The 19743-nt window shown below is 69.3% G+C and carries 16 protein-coding genes; 5 read left to right on the top strand and 11 right to left on the bottom strand.

Going from position 1 to position 19743, the window contains the following annotated elements; genetic code table 11:
- Positions 1-26 precede the first annotated feature (26 nt).
- From ACIP1U_RS04940 to cobU, 4 genes are read right to left on the bottom strand one after another with little or no spacing between them, the layout of a single operon-like run.
- Positions 27-941 (bottom strand): cobalamin-binding protein, encoded by a 915-nt coding sequence (locus ACIP1U_RS04940; protein ID WP_400312387.1) that lies wholly within the window; start codon positions 939-941, stop codon positions 27-29.
- Positions 942-947: 6 nt separating this feature from the next.
- Positions 948-2012: a threonine-phosphate decarboxylase CobD gene (gene cobD / locus ACIP1U_RS04935; RefSeq protein WP_400312385.1), complete on the bottom strand. Its 1065-nt coding sequence runs from the start codon at positions 2010-2012 to the stop codon at positions 948-950.
- On the bottom strand, positions 2009-2983 hold the full coding sequence (cbiB, locus tag ACIP1U_RS04930; protein WP_400312383.1) for an adenosylcobinamide-phosphate synthase CbiB: 975 nt from the start codon (positions 2981-2983) through the stop codon (positions 2009-2011). Before cbiB ends, cobD begins: the two co-directional genes overlap by 4 nt.
- Positions 2977-3642, bottom strand: a complete 666-nt coding sequence (gene cobU, locus ACIP1U_RS04925; RefSeq protein WP_400312381.1) for a bifunctional adenosylcobinamide kinase/adenosylcobinamide-phosphate guanylyltransferase — start codon at positions 3640-3642, stop codon at positions 2977-2979. Before cobU ends, cbiB begins: the two co-directional genes overlap by 7 nt.
- 60 nt (positions 3643-3702) lie before the next feature.
- Here cobU and ACIP1U_RS04920 point away from each other — a divergent pair, with 60 nt between their 5' ends.
- Together ACIP1U_RS04920 and ACIP1U_RS04915 are read left to right on the top strand one after the other, a co-directional pair.
- Positions 3703-5211 (top strand): cobyric acid synthase, encoded by a 1509-nt coding sequence (locus ACIP1U_RS04920; RefSeq protein ID WP_400312380.1) that lies wholly within the window; start codon positions 3703-3705, stop codon positions 5209-5211.
- Positions 5212-5378: 167 nt separating this feature from the next.
- A complete protein-coding gene (locus ACIP1U_RS04915; protein WP_400312379.1) occupies positions 5379-6572 on the top strand; it encodes a PepSY-associated TM helix domain-containing protein in 1194 nt (397 codons plus the stop codon).
- Positions 6573-6848: 276 nt separating this feature from the next.
- Here ACIP1U_RS04915 and panC read toward each other — a convergent pair whose 3' ends face one another.
- The 3 genes from panC to ACIP1U_RS04900 form a co-directional block, all read right to left on the bottom strand.
- Positions 6849-7697, bottom strand: coding sequence for a pantoate--beta-alanine ligase (panC, locus tag ACIP1U_RS04910; RefSeq protein WP_400312378.1), 849 nt, complete (start codon positions 7695-7697; stop codon positions 6849-6851).
- Positions 7698-7890: 193 nt separating this feature from the next.
- A complete protein-coding gene (locus ACIP1U_RS04905; protein ID WP_400312377.1) occupies positions 7891-8781 on the bottom strand; it encodes a segregation and condensation protein A in 891 nt (296 codons plus the stop codon).
- A 28-nt stretch (positions 8782-8809) separates the two neighbouring features.
- Complete coding sequence (locus tag ACIP1U_RS04900) at positions 8810-9001, bottom strand: DUF3460 family protein (RefSeq protein ID WP_029046065.1); 192 nt, start codon at positions 8999-9001, stop codon at positions 8810-8812.
- 234 nt (positions 9002-9235) lie between these two features.
- On the opposite strand from ACIP1U_RS04900, the gene ACIP1U_RS04895 reads away from it, so the two are divergent.
- From ACIP1U_RS04895 to bamE, 3 genes are read left to right on the top strand one after another with little or no spacing between them, the layout of a single operon-like run.
- Complete coding sequence (locus ACIP1U_RS04895; RefSeq protein ID WP_400312375.1) at positions 9236-11080, top strand: autotransporter assembly complex family protein; 1845 nt, start codon at positions 9236-9238, stop codon at positions 11078-11080.
- Between the two features lie 28 nt (positions 11081-11108).
- Positions 11109-15236, top strand: a complete 4128-nt coding sequence (locus ACIP1U_RS04890; protein ID WP_400312374.1) for a translocation/assembly module TamB domain-containing protein — start codon at positions 11109-11111, stop codon at positions 15234-15236.
- 43 nt (positions 15237-15279) lie between these two features.
- Positions 15280-15828, top strand: coding sequence for an outer membrane protein assembly factor BamE (bamE, locus tag ACIP1U_RS04885; RefSeq protein ID WP_400312373.1), 549 nt, complete (start codon positions 15280-15282; stop codon positions 15826-15828).
- A gap of 60 nt (positions 15829-15888) precedes the next feature.
- On the opposite strand, the gene ACIP1U_RS04880 is transcribed toward bamE, so the two are convergent.
- The 4 genes from ACIP1U_RS04880 to ACIP1U_RS04865 are packed head-to-tail and all read right to left on the bottom strand — an operon-like array spanning position 15889 to position 19710.
- A complete protein-coding gene (locus ACIP1U_RS04880; RefSeq protein ID WP_400312372.1) occupies positions 15889-16851 on the bottom strand; it encodes an ABC transporter ATP-binding protein in 963 nt (320 codons plus the stop codon).
- Between the two features lie 24 nt (positions 16852-16875).
- The gene (locus tag ACIP1U_RS04875; RefSeq protein WP_400312827.1) at positions 16876-17895 is read right to left on the bottom strand and encodes an ABC transporter ATP-binding protein; all 1020 of its coding nucleotides are present in this window, start codon (positions 17893-17895) and stop codon (positions 16876-16878) included.
- A 17-nt stretch (positions 17896-17912) separates the two neighbouring features.
- Entirely contained in the window at positions 17913-18806 is an 894-nt protein-coding gene (locus ACIP1U_RS04870) for an ABC transporter permease (RefSeq protein ID WP_400312370.1), read from the bottom strand.
- Positions 18799-19710, bottom strand: coding sequence for an ABC transporter permease (locus tag ACIP1U_RS04865; protein WP_063240113.1), 912 nt, complete (start codon positions 19708-19710; stop codon positions 18799-18801). The genes ACIP1U_RS04870 and ACIP1U_RS04865 overlap by 8 nt, the downstream gene beginning before the upstream one ends.
- Between the last annotated feature and the right edge of the window lie 33 nt (positions 19711-19743).

The raw sequence follows: 19743 nt of genomic DNA, 5'->3' as shown, positions 1-19743 counted from the left end.
ACCGCGGGTGAAACTGCGCCGGCCGATCAGCGCGCCGGGCGCCGGCTGCGCGCCACGTCGAGGTCCTTGCAGATCTGCTCGATGCCTTGCACCACGCGCGGACCGGCGCGATTGACCAGGTCGCCGTCGATCACGAACAGGTTGTTGCGCGCCACCGCGGTGATTTGCTTCCAGCGCTGCCACATCGCATAGTCGGGCAGCGGCTGGTCGGAGCGCGTGGCCCCCATGCCGGCGGTCAGCATCGCTTCCGGATTGCCCGCCACCACCGCCTCGACCGATACCGTCGGCACCAGCGGCGTCTCGGCCCCGAACAGGTTGCGCCCGCCGCACAGCGCCAGCATGTCGCTGACCAGGTGCTGGCCGTTGAGCGTCATCAGCGGCTGCTGCCAGACCTGGTAGAACACAGTCACCGGGGGCCGCGCGGCGTAGGTCTTGCGCAATGTCTCCACCTGCTGGCGGAAATTATCGGCGGCGCGGCGCGCGGTCGTGTCCGTGCCCAGCAGCGTGCCCAGCTTTTCCATATTTTCGGGGATCGACGCCAGCTTGCGCGGTTCGCTGTAGAACATCGGCAAGCCGAGCGCGCGCAGGCGGTCGGTCTGCTTCTGCGCATTGCCATGGCGCCAGACCACGATCAGGTCCGGCTTGAGCGCGGCGATGCGCTCAAGGTCCAGCGCCTTGTTGTCGCCCACGCGCGGGATATCGCGCGCCTGCGGCGGATAGTCGCTGTAGTGGACCGTGCCGACGATGCGGTCGCCGCCGCCGGCGGCAAAGATCATCTCGGTCACGTGCGGCGCCAGCGAGACCACGCGGCGCGCCGGCTGTGCCAGCGTGATGGTCTGGCCGGCATCGTCGACCACCGATACGGCGGCTTGCGCCGCGGGTGCGGCAAGCAGGGCGGTGGCGACCAGCGTTGGGGCAATGGCGAATGTCAAAGCGTGCATGAAGGGTCAGGCGCTAACGGCGGACGGGGCGGACGGGGCGGACGGGGCAGACAGGGCGGCCAGCGCGGCCAGCGCGGCATCGAGCCGTTGCCAGCATTCCGGCCGGTCAGGCGGCAGGCCCAGGCGCAGGCTTGGCAGGCAACCGCCGGCGGCTTCGAAGTATCGGGTCCAGACGCCATGGTGCGCCAGCGCTTCGTGCAGCGTCAGCGCGTCGGCATGCGGTACCCAGCAAAACAACGGGTGCACGACGGCGGTCAGCCCGTGGCGCGCCAGCAGCGTGCCGAGCCGCGCGCCGGACACGCCCAGTTGCGCACGATTGGCTTCCTGCCACTGGCGGTCCGCCAGCGCATGCCGGGCGGCGGCGCGCGCCGGCCCCGAGACGGTCCAGTGGCCCAGCCGCTCATGCAGCGCATCGAGCAACGGCTGGTGCGCCAGCACGAAGCCGCAGCGGATACCGGCGAGACCATAGAACTTGCCGATCGAGCGCAGCACCGCCAATCCTTCAGCGCCGCTGTGCGCGGCGACCGATGCCGCGGGCAGGCAATCGATGAATGCTTCATCGACCAGCAGCGTACCGCCGCGTCCAGCCAGCGCGGCATGCCAGTGAAGCAGCGTTGCCGGCGGCAGCAGCCGGGCGGTCGGGTTGTTGGGGTTGACGACGACCAGATGGTCGAGCGCATCGGCAAGGTCCGCGCGGGCGAAGTCCGCTTCGTCCAGCAGCACCACCGTGTGCCCGGACGCGGCGAACGCCGGTGCGTACTCGCTGTAGCCGAGCGCGGCAATTCCGACGCGCCCCGGCCGCAGCAGGCCCGGCAACGTACGGATCGCCGCCTGCGAGCCGGCCACCGGCAAGGCCTGCGGCGCGCCGAATGCCTCCGCAGCCAGCTCGGCGAGTCCATCGCCGTCCTGCGGTAGCCGCCGCCATGCGGAAGCGGGAAGCGCCGGCACGGGATAGCCGTCGGGATGGATGCCGGTGGACAAGTCGAGCCAGTCGGCTTCGGCGCGGCCGTAGCGGCGCACCGCGGCCAGCAGGTTGCCACCATGGCGGATTGGGGGAAGGGCAGGGCTCACTTGGGTGCAGACACGGCAAGAATGGCCAGCGCGCTGGCGCCCGCAAGCGCCAGCCACAGCCACAAGGTGCGATGGACCAGCCGCAGGCACGCCATCACGTGCTCAGCCTGTGGCGCGCTGCCAGCACCCAGCGGCGGGCGTTGTTCCAGCTCGCCGTGATAGCGCGCCGGACCGCCAAGCAGCACGCCGACCGCGCCGGCGCCCGCCGCCATCACCGGGCCCGCATTGGGGCTGGACCATGCCGGTGCCTGCGTGCGCCAGCAGCGCAGCGACTGCGTAGTGGCGCCCAGCAGCGCGTACGACAGCGCAGTCAGCCGTGCGGGAACCAGGTTGAGCGCATCGTCGATGCGGGCCGCCGCCCAGCCGAAATATTGCAGCCGCGGCGTGCGGTAGCCCCACATCGCATCGAGGGTATTGGCCAGCCGGAACACGATCACCGCCGGCGCGCCGCCGAGCAGGAACCAGAACAGCGCGCCGAAGACGGCATCGTTGCCATTCTCCAGCGCCGATTCGCACGCGGCGCGCGCCAGCGCTTCGGCCTCGGCCTCGGCGGTATCGCGCGAGACGATGCGCGCGGTCAGCGCGCGCGCGGTGGGCAGGTCCGCGGCGGCAAGGGCGTCGGCAATCGGGGCGATATGCTGTTGCAGGCTGCGCGCGCCGAGCGCGGCGTACAGCGCGATGGCATGCAGCACCAGTGCCGCGAGCGGGTGCCAGCCTGCCGCCGCATCGACCAGCCACCATGCGAGCGCCGCCGGCACCAGCACCAGTACGCACCAGCAGGCCAGGCCCGCCACGCGCTGCCGCCACGGCGCGCCGCGGCGTTCGGGATCGTTGCAGTGTCGTTCGAAGGCCGAAGCGAGGCGGCCAAAGCCCACCAGCGGGTGGAAGCGGCGCGGCTCGCCCAGCCATTGGTCGAGCAGCACGCCGGCCAGCGCCGCGGCCACGCAAGCCGGCCAGGCCTGCATCAGCATGCGGGATCGGCGCCCTTGACCGGGACCGGGATGCCCGCCACCAGCAGCCGCACGCGGTCCGCGGCGGCGGCCAGCTTCTGGTTCAGGCGTCCCAGTTCATCGACGTAGAAGCGGGTGATCGCGCCCATCGGCACCACGCCGAAGCCGATCTCGTTGGAGACCAGGATCACGTGGCCGGGCAGCGTGGGCAGCGCGGCCAGCAGCGATTCGATCTCTTCGGTAAAGGCATCGGGCGGCGTGATCACGCCATGATCGGGATAGCTGCGGCCGTCGGGGAAAAGCAGGTTGTTCATCCACAGCGTCATGCAGTCCACCAGGATGCAGCCGTCGTGGCGCGCGTTGGCGTAGAGCGCATCGGCCAGCCGCACCGGCTCTTCCACCAGGCGCCAGTCGGCGGGGCGGCGGGCGCGGTGCAGCGCGATGCGGACTTCGAGTTCCTGGTCGGCCAGTGCGGGATCCTGGCGCGCGGTGGCGATATACGTGACCGGCCCGCCGGTGATGCAGGCGTGGTCACTCGCCAGCTGTTCGGCATAGTGGCTCTTGCCGGAGCGCGCGCCGCCCAGCACCAGCGTCAGCTGCCGCGCGCCGGATGCGCCGGCCGCAAGCGGCTTCGCCGCGCTGGCGGTTGCGGGTTCAGGAGCGATGGCCGGGGTTTCCATCCGCGTATTGTAGCCGCCGCATCCGGCCCTGGCATGGAGGGCCGATGCGATAATCCACCGATGCACACCGATTCTCCGCTTTCCTTTCCGCCGGGTGCCCTGCGCGGCACGCTGATGGTCCAGGGCACCACCTCCGATGCCGGCAAGAGCACCGTGGTCGCCGGGCTGTGCCGCGTGCTGGCGCGCGCCGGCACGCGCGTGGCGCCGTTCAAGCCGCAGAACATGGCGCTGAACAGCGCGGTGACCGCCGACGGCGGCGAGATCGGGCGCGCGCAAGCGCTGCAGGCGCAGGCCGCGCGGCTGGCGCCGCATACCGACATGAACCCGGTGCTGCTCAAGCCCAGCAGCGACACCGGTGCGCAAGTGATCATCCACGGCCGCGCGCGGCTCGACCTCGATGCCCGCGCCTACCATGCCTACAAGCCTGAGGCGATGAAGGCGGTGCTGGCCTCGCATGCGCGGCTGGAACAGGCCTATGACGTGGTGCTGGTGGAAGGCGCCGGCAGCCCCGCCGAGATCAACCTGCGCGCGCGCGACATCGCCAACATGGGCTTCGCCGAGCGGGTCGACTGCCCGGTGGTGCTGGTCGCCGATATCGACCGCGGCGGCGTGTTCGCGCACCTGGTCGGCACGCTCGATTGCCTGTCGGACAGCGAACGCGCACGCGTGACCGGCTTCATCATCAACCGTTTCCGCGGCGATATCAGCCTGCTCGAGCCGGGCCTGGACTGGCTCGCCGCGCGCACCGGCAAGCCGGTGTTCGGCGTGCTGCCGTACCTGCACGGCCTGCACCTGGATGCCGAGGATGCCATCATCGGCACGCAGGGCACCAAGTCTGACGCGCAGCGGCTGCGCGTGATCGTGCCGGTGCTGCCGCGCATCGCCAACCATACCGACTTCGACGCGCTGCGCGCCCATCCGCAGGTGGACCTGCAGTTCATCGGGACCGGCATGCCGGTCCCGCCCGCCGACCTGGTGGTGCTGCCCGGCAGCAAGAGCGTGCGCGCCGACCTGGCCTTCCTGCGCGCCAACGGCTGGGAGGCGGCGCTGCAGCGGCACCTGCGCTACGGCGGCAAGCTGGTCGGCATCTGCGGCGGCATGCAGATGCTGGGCCGGCAGGTGCATGACCCCGACGGCCGTGAAGGCACTGCCGGCAGCAGCGCGGGCCTGGGATGGCTCGACTACGAGACCACGCTCGCCGCCGAGAAACAGCTGCGCCAGGTCAGCGGGCGGCTGGCGGATGCGGACGCGCCAGTGCGGGGCTACGAGATCCATCTCGGCGTGACCACCGGCGCCGGGCTGGACCGGCCTGCGGTGTGGCTCGACCGCGGCGACGGCACCATGCACCCCGACGGCGCCTGCTCGGCCGATGGCCAGGTGCTGGCGACCTACGTCCATGGCCTGTTCGACGACCCGGCCGGCTGCCAGGCGCTGCTGCGCTGGGCGGGACTGGATGGCGCGCAGGCAGTGGACCTCGATGCGCTGCGCGAAGCGTCGATCGAGCGGCTTGCCGACACCCTGGCGGCGCACCTCGACCTTGGGGCAATGTTCGCGCCGCTGCAACGCTGAACGCACGTTGCCGATCCGTTATTGCGCCGCCATTGCGCGGATCGTGCCGTCTCCACGCAACATCTCCCTGTTAGAATCGCGAATCTTTCCCATTTGCATTCTGTTGCGATATGACTTCCAGGTCATATCGCCGCACGCTGCAGCGCCCCACATTCACAACACAAGCCATGGTCACCGGCCGCCTGCGCGTTGTCCTCGTCAAGCTGCATCTCTATATCGGGCTGACCCTCGGCCTGCTTTTTGTCTTGCTGGGCCTGACCGGCATGGCCATTGCGTGGCGCGATGAGCTCGATGCCTGGCTCAACCCGGACCTGCTGGTCGCCTCGGCGCCCGCTACCGGCGGCGTTACGCCGGCCACCGTCCAGGCGGTGACAGAGCGCCTGGGCGCGCCGCCGTACGGCAGGCCCAACCTGCTGATGTTGCCGACCCACGACGACGGCGTCATCATCGCCTGGTATCCGGTCAAGGGGCCGGAGGGCGTGGTGCAGGGTCGTTCGCGGCAGGTGATGGTCGATCCGGTGACGCTGGCAGTGAAGGGCGAGCGCGTATGGGGCGAGCCCGGTGTCTCGCGCCGGCTGCTGCTGCCAACGCTGTTCCACCTGCACCGCTACCTGCTCAGCGGCGAGACCGGCAAGACCATCACCGGGGTGGCGGGCATGCTGCTGTTGCTGACGACGCTGGTGGGCGTGGTGGTGTGGTGGCCCAAGACGAAACTGCGCGCGTGGGGGCAGGCGTTCCGGATCAGCCATGGCGGCTCGTGGTCTCGCTTCAACTATTCGCTGCACCGGGCCGGCGGCATCCTGGCGGCGCCGGTGCTGGCCATCCTTGCCTTTTCGGGCTGGTATCTGAACCTGCCGAAATGGGTGACGCCGATCGTGGCGGGGGTGATGACGGTCACGCCGCCGGCAAAGCATGTCTCGGCCCCTCACGCGCCCGACGCCCGCCCGCTCGACGCAGGCCAGATCATGGCGGCGGCGCAGTCACAGTATCCCGACGCGCGCGTCACCCGCATCAGCTTCCCGCGCAAGCCGGGCGACGCCTTCGAAGTGCGGCTGCGCCAGCCGGACGAGGTGCGCAAGGACAGCGGCGCGACCCGGCTCTGGCTCGACGCCTGGACCGGCACGCGGCTGGGCGCGAAGGACCCTCACGATGCGCCCGCCGGCGACACGCTGCTGAACTGGCTGTTCCCGCTGCATACCGGCGAGGCGTTCGGCCTGCCGGGACGGATCTTCATCACGCTGTTCGGGCTGGCGCCACTGGCCTTTGCCCTGACCGGCGTGCTGATCTGGTGGAAGCGGCGGCGCGGGCATCGCCGCCATGTCGTGAAGACGGCGCAGCGCGCGGCCATGCGCCGGGCATGAAAAAAGCAGGCCGGCGGCCTGCTCAGATTGCTGACAAAGGGAAAATGCCAGGCTGTTTGCTCCCCTCTCCCGTTTGCGGGAGAGGGGCTGGGGGAGAGGGCAGGCGCATGGCAAGCGCTGTGGCGCCTCACTTCGTGGCAACTCCTGCCCTCTCCCCCGCCCCTCTCCCATAAATGGGAGAGGGGAGACAACATTCGCAGCCTTTGACTTTGTCAGCAGCCTCAGCAGGCCGGTGGCCTGCTTTTTTCATGCGAACCCGCGAACCCGTGCCCGGGCTCAGATTTCCAGGTTGTCGATGAGGCGGGTCGCGCCCAGCTTGGCCGCGGTCAGCACCACCAGCGGCTCGCCGGCGACGAACTCCTCGTGCGTCGGCGCCTGCAGGTTAGCTTGCTTGCGGATCGACACGTAGTCCGGCTTCCAGCCGCGCTTGGCCAGCGCTGCCACGGCGTTGGCCTCCACTGCCAGCAGGTCGGCCCCGGCGCGGTCGCTCCCCAGCACGGTGTCGCGCACCTCATGCAGCGTGCGGTACAGCACCGGCGCCTCGGCGCGCTCTTCAGGGCTCAGGTATCGGTTGCGCGACGACAGCGCCAGGCCGTCTTCGTCGCGAATGGTCTCGGCCGGGATGATGTCGATCGGCAGCGCGAACTGCTGCACCATGCGGCGCACGATCATCAGCTGCTGATAATCCTTCTTGCCGAACACTGCCACGCGCGGTTGCGCGCACGAGAACAGCTTCATCACCACCGTACACACGCCCTTGAAGAAGCCGGGGCGGAATTCGCCTTCCAGGATGTCGCCCAGGTCGTGCGGCGGCTCGACGCGGTATTCCTGCGGCACCGGGTACATATCGCGCTCGGAGGGCGCAAACAGCACATAGACGCCTTCCCTCTGCAGCTTCTCGATATCGTCCTGCAGCGTGCGCGGGTACTTGTCGAAATCCTCGTTGGGGCCGAACTGCAGGCGGTTCACGAAGATCGACGCCACGACCGGGTCGCCGTGCTGGCGCGCCAGGCGCATCAGCGACAGGTGGCCTTCGTGCAGGTTGCCCATGGTGGGGACGAAGGCAGCGCGGTTCTGGCCGCGCAGCTGGTCCCGCAGCTCTTGGATGGAGGAAATGACTTTCATCTGGCTAGGTGTGCTGTCGTGAGGGTGTGACCCGTGGCGCCGGTCTCCGGGGGGGCGGCGCCGTGACATGCCGGTCTGGGGCCTTCTGTCGGGCGCTGGCCTTCGGGGCGCTTTGCCTTCAGGGCGTATCGTGCCGGCTGTCGGCGGATTGTAGATCAAGTGGGGCGGGGGCGGACCCTGCCGTTCGGGTGGGTCAGGACGGGCTGTACGCCAATCGCACATAAATTGGCGCGAACGGCTCGGCCTGGGTGATCTCGACCAGCGACTCGCGCGACAGCTCCAGCATGGCGATAAAGTTGACCACCACCACCGGCACGCCCTTGCCCGAGCGGATCGCGTCCTCGAACAACTCCGAGAACTCCATGAAGCGCGCATGCTGCAGCCGGCGCAGGATCTGGCTCATGTGCTCGCGCACCGACAGCTCCTCGCGCGAGATCTTGTGGTGCTGGTTCAGCTTGGCGCGCTTGAGCACATCGGCCCAGGCGCCCTGCAGGTCGATGGTCTCGACTTCCGGGAAGCGCGGCGCCAGGCTTTGCTCGATATAGACCTGCGAGCGCAAAAAGTCGCGGCCGAGCTGCGGCACCGTGTCCAGTCGCTGCGCGGCCAGCTTCATCTGCTCGTACTCCAGCAGGCGGCGCACCAGTTCGGCGCGCGGGTCTTCGGCGTCTTCGTCGCTATCGGCCTTCTTGACCGGCAGCAGCATGCGCGACTTGATCTCGATCAGCATGGCCGCCATCAGCAGGTATTCCGCCGCCAGCTCCAGGTTGGTCTTGCGGATCTGCTCGATGTACGACAGGTACTGGCGCGTGACCTGCGACATCGGGATGTCGAGGACGTTGAAGTTCTGCTTGCGGATCAGGTACAGCAGCAGGTCCAGCGGGCCTTCGAACGCTTCCAGGAAGATTTCGAGCGCATCGGGCGGGATGTACAGGTCCTGCGGCAGCTTGAACAGCGGCTCGCCGTACAGGCGCGCGAACGCCATCCCGTCGACCATGTCGGCGGGAGCCGCGGCCCCGGCAAGGTTGTCGGCAGCGCCGGCGACCGCGACGGGCAGCGGCAGCTTGTCCTGGTCGGCTGTGCTCATCGCCGGTGACAGGCCGTGCTGGCGGGGATCAGTTGTCCTGCGAGTAGACGTACGGCTTCTGGGCCACGCGCGAAGCCTGGGCGCGGGCGCGCTCTTCCAGGTCGATCGGCGCCTTGTCCCACAGCAGGGCGCGGCCGTCGCGCTGCTCGGCTTCGAGCGTCGGGCGCTCTTGCTTGAGCTGCTTCAGGAACTGGGTGATCTCGGATTCGTACATGGCCATGGTGAAACCGTATGCGCCGCTCGGGGCGTGTAATGGATGCAGTGGGGCTGGATTTTACAGTATCGGCCCGGTACGGGGACGTATTTGGGCCTGTCGGCGGCGTCCGTTGGGCAGGAAGGTTCCGGCGGCAGGTCTGGGTGTGGTCAAATACCGACTTCGAATGTGTGGACAAACGGCGATGCCGAAAGACACCGCTATCAATGCTGACTCGGCGCCCGGCGACGATAACAACGGATGAGGATCGACCTGGCCAGGACGACAGCCCGCCCGGGCCGCCCAGACATGCCGGATGCGGCGCATCCAGCCCCCATCGCCCCGCTCCCCGCGCGGGCGCGCGCGGCCGCGTATGCGCTCGCCGCCATGCTGCTGCTGCCGGCCGCGGCCCAGGGCGCCTACAAGGTCGAGGTCGAAGCCCCCACGCCGATCAAGGAGATGCTCGAAGAGCACCTGGACCTGTCGCGCTACAAGGACCGCACCGACCTGTCGCAGGACCAGTTCGACTACATGGTCGAGACCGTGGGCGAGCAGGTGCGCCAGTTCACCTCGACCGAAGGCTATTTCGACCCGACCACCACCACCCGCGTGGAGGGCGAGGGCGACAAGCGCGTGGTCCACGTGACGGTGGACGCGGGCGCGCGCACGCTGATCCGCAATGTCGATGTCCAGGTGACCGGCCCGGCGGCAACGCGCTCTCCCGAGCAGGTGGCCGAGATGCAGGCCAAGTGGGGCTTGCCGGTGGGCGACCCGTTCCGCCAGGCGGACTGGGACAAGGCCAAGGAAGACGCGCTGGTGACCTTGCAGAGCCACAACTACTATGGTGCGCGGCTGGCCGCGTCGCAGGCGCGGGTTGAGCCCGACGACCTGCGCGCCGACCTGTCCGCGCACTACGCCAGCGGTCCAGCCTACCTGCTGGGGCCGCTCACGGTGAAGGGCACGCGCCGCTACCCGGAACAGATCATCTACAACGTCAATCCGCTCAGCGAGGGCGAGCCGTACCGCGTGGAGCGGCTGCTCGAGCTGCAGCGCGCGATCCAGAACCAGCCGTATTTCTCCAACGTGCAGGTCGACCTGGAGCCGCCGCCGGACGCCGACAAGGCGCCCGATGGCGTCGTCACCGCGCCGGTGTCGGTGCGCGTGCGCGAATACCCGGTGCACCGGCTCAACAGCGGCGTCGGCTTTACCACCGATACCGGCGCGCAGGTGGAAGGGCGCTATTCCTACTACAACCTGTTCAACCGCGCCTGGACCTTCGACTCTCAGGCGCGGATCGAACAGAAGCGTTCCTACCTGTTCGCCGAGGCCGCGATGCCGCCGTCCCGCGGCGCCTACCGCAACAGCGTGTACAGTAGTTACGAGCGCACCATCGACCTCGAGAACACCGATACCACCAGCCTGCGTGCCGGCCTGAAGCGCTCGCGCTCGCGCGAGAAGTACGACGTCACCACGTCGCTCGATTTCTACTATGACAAGCTGCTGCCTGAGGGCCAGCCCAGCCAGATCAGCAAGGCGCTGGTGCCGGCCTTCGCCTGGACGCGGCGCGATGTCGACAACCCGGTATTTCCGCGCCGCGGCAACGTGATCAATACCCAGATCGGCGTGGCCGCCCGCGGCTTCCTCAGCGATGCCACCTTCGTGCGCCTGTACGGGCGCATCCGCCAGTACATCCCGGTTGGCAAGCGCGACCTGGTGGTGGCGCGGCTGGAACTGGGCGCCGACCTGACCGGCGACAGCTCGAGCAAGATCCCGGCAACGCTGCGTTTCCGCGCCGGCGGCACCGATTCGATCCGCGGCTACACCTACCAGTCGATCGGCACGCCCAGCGGCTCCAGCATCCTGCCGGCCAAGTACCTCGGCACCGGCAGCCTGGAGTACCAGTACTGGTTCAAGCCGGACTGGGGCGTGGCGGTGTTCTGGGACCTGGGCACGGCCGCCGACAACCTGCGCGGCGTGACGATCTACAACGGCGTGGGCGTCGGCGTGCGCTGGCGCACGCCGGTGGGGCCGCTGCAGCTGGACGTCGGCTACGGTGTGCAGGACCAGCAGTTCCGGCCGCATATCTCGCTGGGAGTGGCGTTCTGATGGCTGCCCTCGCGCATGGGATGCCGGCATGAGCGCCCACGACCTGCCAGATGTGCCCGGCGAGGGCACGCCCACGGAGCCGAACCCGCCCGCGCTGCGCAAGCGCCGGCGCGTATGGCGCGCGCTCGCCTGGCTGCTTGGCGTGCTGCTGGTGCTGGTGATCGCGCTGATCGGCGCGGGCGTGGCGGCACTGAGCACCGAGGCCGGCACGCGCCACCTGTGGACGCTGGCCACGCGGCTGTCGGCGGGCATGCTCAGTGGTCGGATCGAAGGCGGCACGGTGGCGCATGGCTTGCGGCTGCGCGACGTGGTCTTTGCCAGCGGCCAGACCCGCGTCGCCGTGGACCGCGTCGATGGCAGCTGGGCCATGACCTGGCAGCCGCGCCGGCTGCATTTCGAATACCTGCGCATCGGCAAGGCCGAGGTCCGGCTGGGCCCGTCGGAGCCGAGCACCGAGCCGGCGCAGATGCCGAAGTCGCTGGAACTGCCGCTGGCGATCGACGTCGACGCGCTGGCGTTGGAGCGGCTGGCGCTGCTGCAGGGCACCTCGCCCACCGCCGAGCCGATGGTGTTCGCCAACCTGTCCGGCGCGCTGCACAGCGACGGCCAGCACCATCGCGTCAGCGTCGACAAGCTGGAGACGCCATACGGCAAGCTTGCAGCCAACGCCCAGATCGGCGCTCGCGCGCCATTCCCGCTCAGCGCCGAGGCGCTGCTGGAGGCGAGCTGGCAGAAGGAGTCCTTTGCCGTCAACGCCACCGCCAGGGGCACGCTCGAAGCCTTGCGCGCCGAGCTGCAGGCCAGCGGCGAGCGCATTCATGCGCGCGCCGGCGCCGACCTGACGCCGTTCGGCAAGGTGCCGTTCACACACCTGCTGGTCGATGGCGAGCGCATCAACCCGCGGCTGTTCAGCCCCACCGCGCCGCAGGCCAACCTGACGGTGCATGCCGAACTGCGGCCGGTGGATGGCGCGGCGGGTACACCGGCGGCGCCCGCATCCGCACCCGCTGCATCTGTCCCCCCCGCATCCGCACCTGCCGCGGTGCCGCCGCCTGCGCCGCTTGCCGTCGCTGGCGACATCGAGATCCGCAACCTCGAAGCCGGCCCGCTCGACAAGGAGCGCCTGCCGGTGCATTCGGTGCGCGCCCACGTCGAACTGAGCGAAATGGCGCAGGCCATCAGCGACCTGCGCGTGGCGCTGACCGGCAAGGCCGAGATCACCGGCGGCGGCACGCTGCGCGATGGCCGCGGCGGTTTCGACCTGGACGTGCACCGGCTCGACCCGGCCGCGCTGCACGGCTCGCTCACCACCGCCAGCCTCTCCGGCCCGGTGGTGCTGCGCATGGAGCCCGGCCGGCAGAGCGTGGCGCTGGACCTGTCCGGCGCCGCGCTCAAGCTGTTCGCCGATGCCAGCATGGACGCCGACACCGTCACGCTGGGCACGCTGCGCGCGACCGTCGGCCCCGGCGTGCTGAGCGCGGAAGGCAAGCTCGGCCTGAAGGACAAGCAGCCTTTCAGCTTCAAGGGCAAGCTGGCGTCGTTCGACCCGTCGCGGCTGGCCAAGGTGGCCGCGGGTCGCATCAACGCTGACTTCAGCGCCAGCGGCGAGATTGCCCCGGTGCTTGGCGTGGCGCTGGATTTCGCCGTGCACGAGAGCGAATACGCCGGCCTGCCGATGACCGGCGGCGGCAAGGTGCGGCTGGCCGGCGAGCGGCTGCTGCCGAGCGAAGCCGCGCTCAACATGGCCGGCAACCAGGCCAACCTGCGCGGCAGCTTCGGCGCGCGCGGCGACCAGCTCAAGCTGGCGGTCGACGCGCCGCAGCTGGAGCGGCTCAAGTTCGGCGTGGCCGGCAAGCTCAAGCTCGATGCCGCCATTACCGGCACGCTGAAGAAGCCCGAGGTGGTGGCAGACTACAACGCGCAGGCGCTGGAGGTCGGGCCGCACAAGGTGGCCAGCGCCAGCGGCCGCGCCGAAGTGCGTGGCGGGCTGGACGGTCCGCTGTCGGTGCAACTGGCCGCGCGCGACTACCGTGGACCGCAAGCCAGCCTCAGCACACTCGACGCCACCCTCAACGGCACCCAGGCCAGCCACGTCTTCGACGTCAAGGCGGCCGGCACTCTGAACCGCCGGCCGCTGCAGCTGGCGCTGGCGGGGCAGGGCGCATGGAAGGGCAAGGATGGCTGGAACGGCACCATCCGCACACTGGAAGAACGCAGCACCGTCAACCTGCGGCTGGCCGCGCCGGCGCAGCTCCTGGTTGCCGACCAGCGCGTGCGCCTGGGTGCCACGCGGCTGCTGCTGGACAATGCCACGCTCGCCATCGACAGCTTCGACTGGGACCATGGCCGCATCCGCAGCCAGGGCACGCTGAATGGCCTGCAAGTCGGCCACGTGCTCGAACTGATGGAAACCATCACCGGCGAGAAACCGCCGGTGCGCTCCGACCTGGTCATCGACGGCCGCTGGAACCTGGCGCTGGCCGAGACCGCGAGCGGGTTTGCCGAAGTGCGCCGGCGCAGTGGCGACCTGTCGGTCAATGCCGGCCGCGGCTTCACCACGATGGGCCTGGGCGAGACCAGCCTGCGCGCGGAAGCAGGCGGCAACCGCATCGCGCTGCGCGGCGGCATGGTGTCGGGGCGCATCGGCAAGGTGGCGGTGGATGCCTCGGCGGGGCTGGTGCAGGAGCAGGGCCTGCAGACAGTGGGGCCGGCGTCGACGCTGGCCGGTACGGTCACGGTCGACGTGCCGCGCCTGAAGTCGCTGGAGGCGCTGACCGGGCCGCAATACGCCTTCGAAGGGCGCCTGGCCGCCGCGCTGCGGCTGGGCGGCACGGTTGGCGCGCCGCTGCTGGCCGGCACCATCGATGGCGACAACCTCGCCGTCACGCTGTACGACATGGGCCTGCGCCTGACCGACGGCACCGTGCGCGTGGCGCTGGACCAGAACACGGTGGAACTGAAGCACGTCGAGTTCCACGGCGGCGACGGCAAGATTACCGCCACCGGCAACGTCAAGCTGGGCGAGGCCGATCCCAACCTGACCGGCAAGATCGTCGCCGACAAGCTGCAGCTGTTCGCCAGCCCGGAACGCACGCTGGTGGTGTCGGGCGACGCCAGCATCGCCAACGAGAACAAGCAGATCGTGATCCGCGGCAAGTTCCGCGTTGACCGCGGCCTGTTCGACCTGCCCAAGGCCGGCGCGCCGGTGCTGGGCGACGACGTGGTGGTGATCCGCCGCAAGGACCAGCGCGCGGTCAAGACCGCCGCGACGCCGGTGGTGCCCGAGACCAAGCCGGCGAGCAAGTTCAGCCCGGTGATTGACCTGACCGTCGACCTGGGCAACAACTTCCGCTTCCGGGGCGCGGGCGCCGACCTGATGCTGGCGGGCCAGATGGGCGTCAAGAGTGAGCCGCTGGTGCCGCTGAAGGCAATCGGCACGGTGCGCGTGACGGATGGCACCTACGAGGCGTTCGGCCGCAAGCTGGACATCGAGCGCGGCATCATCAATTTCAACGGGCCGATCGACAACCCGAACATGAACATTCGCGCCATGCGCCGCAACCAGGAGGTGGAGGCGGGCGTCGAGGTGACCGGCACGGTGCGGCTGCCGCGCGTGCGGCTGGTGTCGGAGCCCAACGTTCCCGACGAAGACAAGCTGTCGTGGCTGATGTTCGGCTACGGCGCCGAAAGCGCCGCCGCGGGCCAGCAGCGCCAGCTGGGCGGTGCCGCGCTGGGCGGCGCCGCGCTCGGCCTGATCGGCGGCAAGGCGGGCAAGGGCATCGTCTCGCATTTCGGCATCGACGAATTCTCGATCGGGCCCAGCACCGCGGGCCTGAACGACCAGCAGGTGGTCAGCATGGGCAAGGCCATCACCGACCAGATCTCGGTGGGCTACGAACAGAGTTTGACCTCCGCCTCCAACGTGGTGAAACTGACGTGGCAGTTCTCGCGGCGCTGGTCGCTGATTGCCAAGGGCGGCTCCATCAACGGATTGTCGGTCTTGTTCAACCGCCGCTTCGATAGCTGGGCGATCCTGTTCTCGGGCGCCTCGAACCGCAGCGGCACCAGAAGGAGCCAGGATGACGGTCAGACACTCGACCCCGAAAGCGCCGCGCAGGCCGCCTCGTCAGTCATTGCCGAGCCCGTGCGCCGCTGAAGTATGCCCCGCCAACTATGCGTCGCCGCGACGCCTTGCCGCCATGGGACTGATTGCCTCTGTGCTTGCGCTGTTCGGCTGCGACCAGCAGAAGGTCGATGAAGCGATGAAGAAGGCGGGCGAGACCGCGCGCAATACGTGGAACGCGATCAAGCCCGACAGCGAGCTGTTCAAGGGCATCGTGCCCGGGCAGTCCACCGAGGAAGAACTGCGGCGCCAGGCCGGCAAGCCCGAGATCGTCTGGGAAGAGGCCGACGGCGGCCGCCGGCTGGAATACCCGCGCGGGCCCGAGGGCACCACCACGTGGATGGTCGCCATCGGCGCCGACGGCAAGGTCGCGCGCATCGAGCAGGTGCTGACCCCGGAGAACTTCGCGCGCGTGCGCGCCGGCATGAGCAAGGACGATATCCGGCGCCTGCTGGGCAAGCCGACCAAGGTCGAGGCCTTCGCGCTGAAGAAGGAAGAAGTGTGGGGCTACCGCTGGATGGAGACTTCGACCGACAAGGCCTTCTTCAACGTGCATTTCAACAGCGACGGCACGGTGACGACGACTTCGCGCAGCGACGATCCGTCGAGGATGCAGGGCGGCTGAGGCCGGCGCGGCGGCCCTGAGCCGTCGCCCGTTACGGTTGCGGCTACCGAACCGTGGCGATCACACCAGCAGGTGGCAGGCCGCCACATGCACCGGCTTGCCATCGCCATGCGGCGCCAGCTGGCGCAGGCGCGGCAGGTCTTTGCCGCATGCCGGGACCGCGCGCGGGCAGCGCGGATGGAACTTGCAGCCAGGCGGCGGGTTCAGTGCCGAACCGATCTCGCCCAGGATCAGCCCCTCGGCCGGCTGGTGGTCCGGGTCCGGCCGCGGCGCTGACCCGAGCAGCGCCTGCGTGTATGGATGGCGCGGCGCGCCAAATACCGCCGGGCTCGGCCCGCTCTCGGCCATGCTGCCGAGGTACATCACGCCGACTGCCGAGCTGAAATGCTCCACCAGCGCCAGGTCGTGCGCGATCATCACATAGGCAATGCCGAAGCTGCGCTGGATGTCCGCCAGCAGGTTGACGATCTGCGCGCGGATCGACACATCCAGCGCCGAAGTCGGCTCGTCCAGCACGATCAGCCGCGGCTGCAGCGCCAGCGCGCGCGCCACCGCAATGCGCTGGCGCTGCCCGCCGCTGAATTCGTGCGGATACAGGTCGAGCGCGCCGGGAGGCAGGCCGACGATCTCCAGCAACTCCGGCAGGCGCCGGCGCAACGCGGCGCGGTCGCCACCCATCCCGTGCGCGAGCAGCGGTTCTGCCAGCAGCATGCCGACTTTCAGCCGCGGATTGAGCGACGAGGACGGGTCCTGGAACACCGCCTGCACCTGGCGCCGGTAGGCCAGCACGCCCTTGCGGCCAAGCGAGAGCACGTCTTGCCCGTCGAAACGGATGGTGCCGGCGCTGGGCCGCTCGAGCAGCAGCAACTGCCTGGCGATGGTGGTCTTGCCGCAGCCGGACTCGCCCACCAGCGCGTAGGTCTGGCCCGCATCGACGGCGAAGCTGACGCCGTCGACGGCGCGCACCGTGCCGCCGCCGCGCACGGGGAAATGCTTCTTCAGGTCGTGGACTTCGAGCAGCATGGTGCCTCCTGGAGGGCGTATGGCTTAACCGGCCGAAGCCAGCCAGCAACTGACCTGGTGGCCGGATTCCAGCTCGATCTCGGGCGGATAGGCGTCGTCGCACAGCGGCTTGCGGTGCGGGCAGCGCGCCGCAAAGCGGCAGCCATGCGGCGGGTCGATCAGGCTGGGCGGGCTGCCGGGGATCGCATATAGCCGCTCGCGCCTTTCGCCGAAATGCGGAATGGACTTGAGCAGCGCCTGCGTATAGGGATGCGCGGGCCGCCTGTACAGCGTACGCACGTCGCCGGTCTCGACGATGCGCCCCGCGTACATCACCGCCACGCGATGGCAGATGCTGGCGGCCACGCCCAGGTCATGCGTGATCAGGATGATGCCGACGCCGGTCTGTGCCTGGATCTTGCGGAACAGCGCCATGATCTGCACCTGGATGGTCACGTCCAGCGCGGAGGTCGGCTCGTCGGCCACCAGCAGCCGCGGTGCGCTGGCGATCGCCATGCCGGTCACCACGCGCTGGCGCATGCCGCCGCTGAACTGGTGCGGGTAGTCGTCGAGGCGCGCCTGCGGCGAGGGGATGCGCACGCTTTCCAGCACCTGCACCACCTGGCGCCGGCGCGCCTCGCGGCTGTCCGCGCGGCCGTGGTAGTGCAGCGGCGCGCCGACCTGGTCACCCACGGTGAAGACCGGGTTCAGCGAGGTCAGTGGGTCCTGCGAGATCATCGCGATCTTGCGGCCGCGATACTCGCGGCTCATGGCCTTCTCGGGCAATTGCAGCAGGTCGGTGCCGTCCAGCAAGACCTTGCCGCCCAGCTGCGCGCCGCGCGGCAGCAGGCGCAGGATCGACAAAATCGTCATCGATTTGCCCGAGCCGGACTCGCCTACCACGCCCAGCGTCTCGCCCTCGTGCACGTGCAGGTCCACGCCGTCCACCGCGCGCACCAGGCCGCGGCGCAGGTCGAGATGCGTGGTCAGGCCCTGTACCGACAGCATCGGCGCACCGGTGCTGCGCACGCGCGGCGCGGAGGTGGCAGTGCTTTGCTGCCCCATGTCCTGGCTGGTGCCGTTCAAAGCTGCCTCCTTTTCGGGTCGAAGTGGTCGCGCAGCCAGTCGCCCAGCAGGTTGGACGCCAGGCAGGTCGCCATGATGGCCAGCCCCGGCATGGTGATGGCCCACCATGCATTGGTGATGTAGTTGCGCGCGTCGGCCAGCATCAGGCCCCATGACACGTCAGGTTGCTGGATACCCAGGCCGAGGAAGCTCAGCGAAGCCTCGAAGATGATCACCTGGCCGACCTGCAGCGTGGCCAGCACCAGCAGCGTATTGAACAGGTTGGGCAGCAGGTGGCGGCGAAAGATGGTGAGGGTGCCGCAGCCGGCCACGCGCGCCAAGGCCACGTAGTCGCGCTGCTTGAGCGACATCACCTCGCCGCGCACGATGCGCGCGTACCACGTCCAGTAGGTGATCACGATGACCAGCACCACGGTCTCGAAGCCCGGGCCCAGCACTGCGGCCAGCACCAGGGCCAGCGCCAGCGCCGGGATCGACATCTGGATATCGACCAGCCGCATGATCAGCGCATCGAGCCGTCCGCCGAAGTAGCCGGCCAGCATGCCGGCGGCGGTGCCGATGCCTCCAGAGATCAGGATGGCGTATAGCGCCACCACCAGCGAGATGCGGGTGCCGGCCATGATGCGGCTGAGCAGGTCGCGTCCCATGTTGTCAGTGCCGAGCGGATAGGCCCAGCTGCCGCCTTCCAGCCATGCCGGCGGCTGGAAGGCGAGGCCGAGGTCGAGGCCGTTGGGATCGTGCGGCAGCAGCGCGTCGCCGCCGATGGCGCAAACCAGCAGCAGCGGAAATACGGCGAGCGCGAACCACGGCAGGTTGCCGAGTTCGCGCCGACGGCGCTTGCGGGCCGGCGACGCCGCTGCGGTCGAGGGAGGGATGGCGATCTCAGGCATGGCGGATCCTCGGGTCGATCAGGCCATAGCTCAGGTCGACCAGCAGGTTGGACAGCACGAACAGCACGGAGGTGAGCATCACGCCTGCCTGCACCACGGGGAAATCGCGCGCGAATACCGCTTCGACCACGGTGCGGCCGACGCCGGGCCAGGCGAAGATGACCTCGACCACGAAGGCGCCGCCCAGCATTGCCGCGAAATACACGCCCAGGATCGTCACCAGCGGAATCGCCGCGTTGCGCAGCGCGTACTTCCATACCAGCACGCCTTCCGGCAGGCCCATGGCGCGGCCCATGCGGATGTAGTCGCTGTCGAGCACGTCGAGCATGGCCGAGCGCACCACGCGCGTCTGCGCCGCCACCGGATACCAACCCAGCGCGATCGCTGGCAGCACCAGGCTGTTCCATGAGTCGCGCCCGAACGCCGGCAGCCAGTTCAGTTGCACCGCGAAGAACAGGATCAGCAGCAGCCCGACCCAGAAGTTAGGCATGGCCTGGCCCAGCATGGCGAAGACCTTGGCGAAGCGGTCGAACCATGAGCCCCGGTACACCGCGGACAGCACGCCGAACGGCACCGCCATCGCGATCGAGAAGCCCAGCGCGGCCAGCGCCAGTTCCACCGTAGCCGGCAAGCGCTCCAGGATCAGGCCGAGTGCCGGCTCCTGCCAGCGGTAGGAGTTGCCGAAGTCGCCGGTGACGGCGTGGCTCAGGAATACCAGGTACTGAGCCACCAGCGGCTTGTCCAGGCCCAGGTGCTGGCGCGTCTGCGCGATGACATCGGGCGGGGCATCGGCTGGCAGCAGCAGCGCGAGCGGATCGCCGGACAGGCGCGAGATCAGGAAGATGATCACGCTCGCGCCCAGGATGCTGATCAGTCCGTGCAGCAGGCGTTTCGCGATAGGCATGACAGGCTCCGTGGGGCAGCGTCAGCAGCGGGC

This window comes from Cupriavidus sp. NPDC089707, assembly GCF_044748965.1.
In the GTDB taxonomy this organism is placed as follows: Bacteria; Pseudomonadota; Gammaproteobacteria; order Burkholderiales; family Burkholderiaceae; genus Cupriavidus.
Note: the sequence above shows the minus strand (reverse complement) of the source record. Positions and strands in the feature narration are given on the sequence as shown.

What these genes read in the sequence shown, in the direction of transcription:
- ACIP1U_RS04940 (WP_400312387.1), bottom strand. Translation starts at nt 941, where the DNA reads ATGCACGCTTTGACATTCGCCATTGCCCCAACGCTGGTCGCCACCGCC.
- cbiB (WP_400312383.1), bottom strand. Translation starts at nt 2,983, where the DNA reads ATGCTGATGCAGGCCTGGCCGGCTTGCGTGGCCGCGGCGCTGGCCGGC.
- cobU (WP_400312381.1), bottom strand. Translation starts at nt 3,642, where the DNA reads ATGGAAACCCCGGCCATCGCTCCTGAACCCGCAACCGCCAGCGCGGCG.
- ACIP1U_RS04920 (WP_400312380.1), top strand. Translation starts at nt 3,703, where the DNA reads ATGCACACCGATTCTCCGCTTTCCTTTCCGCCGGGTGCCCTGCGCGGC.
- ACIP1U_RS04915 (WP_400312379.1), top strand. Translation starts at nt 5,379, where the DNA reads ATGGTCACCGGCCGCCTGCGCGTTGTCCTCGTCAAGCTGCATCTCTAT.
- panC (WP_400312378.1), bottom strand. Translation starts at nt 7,697, where the DNA reads ATGAAAGTCATTTCCTCCATCCAAGAGCTGCGGGACCAGCTGCGCGGC.
- ACIP1U_RS04905 (WP_400312377.1), bottom strand. Translation starts at nt 8,781, where the DNA reads ATGAGCACAGCCGACCAGGACAAGCTGCCGCTGCCCGTCGCGGTCGCC.
- ACIP1U_RS04900 (WP_029046065.1), bottom strand. Translation starts at nt 9,001, where the DNA reads ATGGCCATGTACGAATCCGAGATCACCCAGTTCCTGAAGCAGCTCAAG.
- ACIP1U_RS04895 (WP_400312375.1), top strand. Translation starts at nt 9,236, where the DNA reads ATGAGGATCGACCTGGCCAGGACGACAGCCCGCCCGGGCCGCCCAGAC.
- ACIP1U_RS04890 (WP_400312374.1), top strand. Translation starts at nt 11,109, where the DNA reads ATGAGCGCCCACGACCTGCCAGATGTGCCCGGCGAGGGCACGCCCACG.
- bamE (WP_400312373.1), top strand. Translation starts at nt 15,280, where the DNA reads ATGGGACTGATTGCCTCTGTGCTTGCGCTGTTCGGCTGCGACCAGCAG.
- ACIP1U_RS04880 (WP_400312372.1), bottom strand. Translation starts at nt 16,851, where the DNA reads ATGCTGCTCGAAGTCCACGACCTGAAGAAGCATTTCCCCGTGCGCGGC.
- ACIP1U_RS04875 (WP_400312827.1), bottom strand. Translation starts at nt 17,895, where the DNA reads ATGGGGCAGCAAAGCACTGCCACCTCCGCGCCGCGCGTGCGCAGCACC.
- ACIP1U_RS04870 (WP_400312370.1), bottom strand. Translation starts at nt 18,806, where the DNA reads ATGCCTGAGATCGCCATCCCTCCCTCGACCGCAGCGGCGTCGCCGGCC.
- ACIP1U_RS04865 (WP_063240113.1), bottom strand. Translation starts at nt 19,710, where the DNA reads ATGCCTATCGCGAAACGCCTGCTGCACGGACTGATCAGCATCCTGGGC.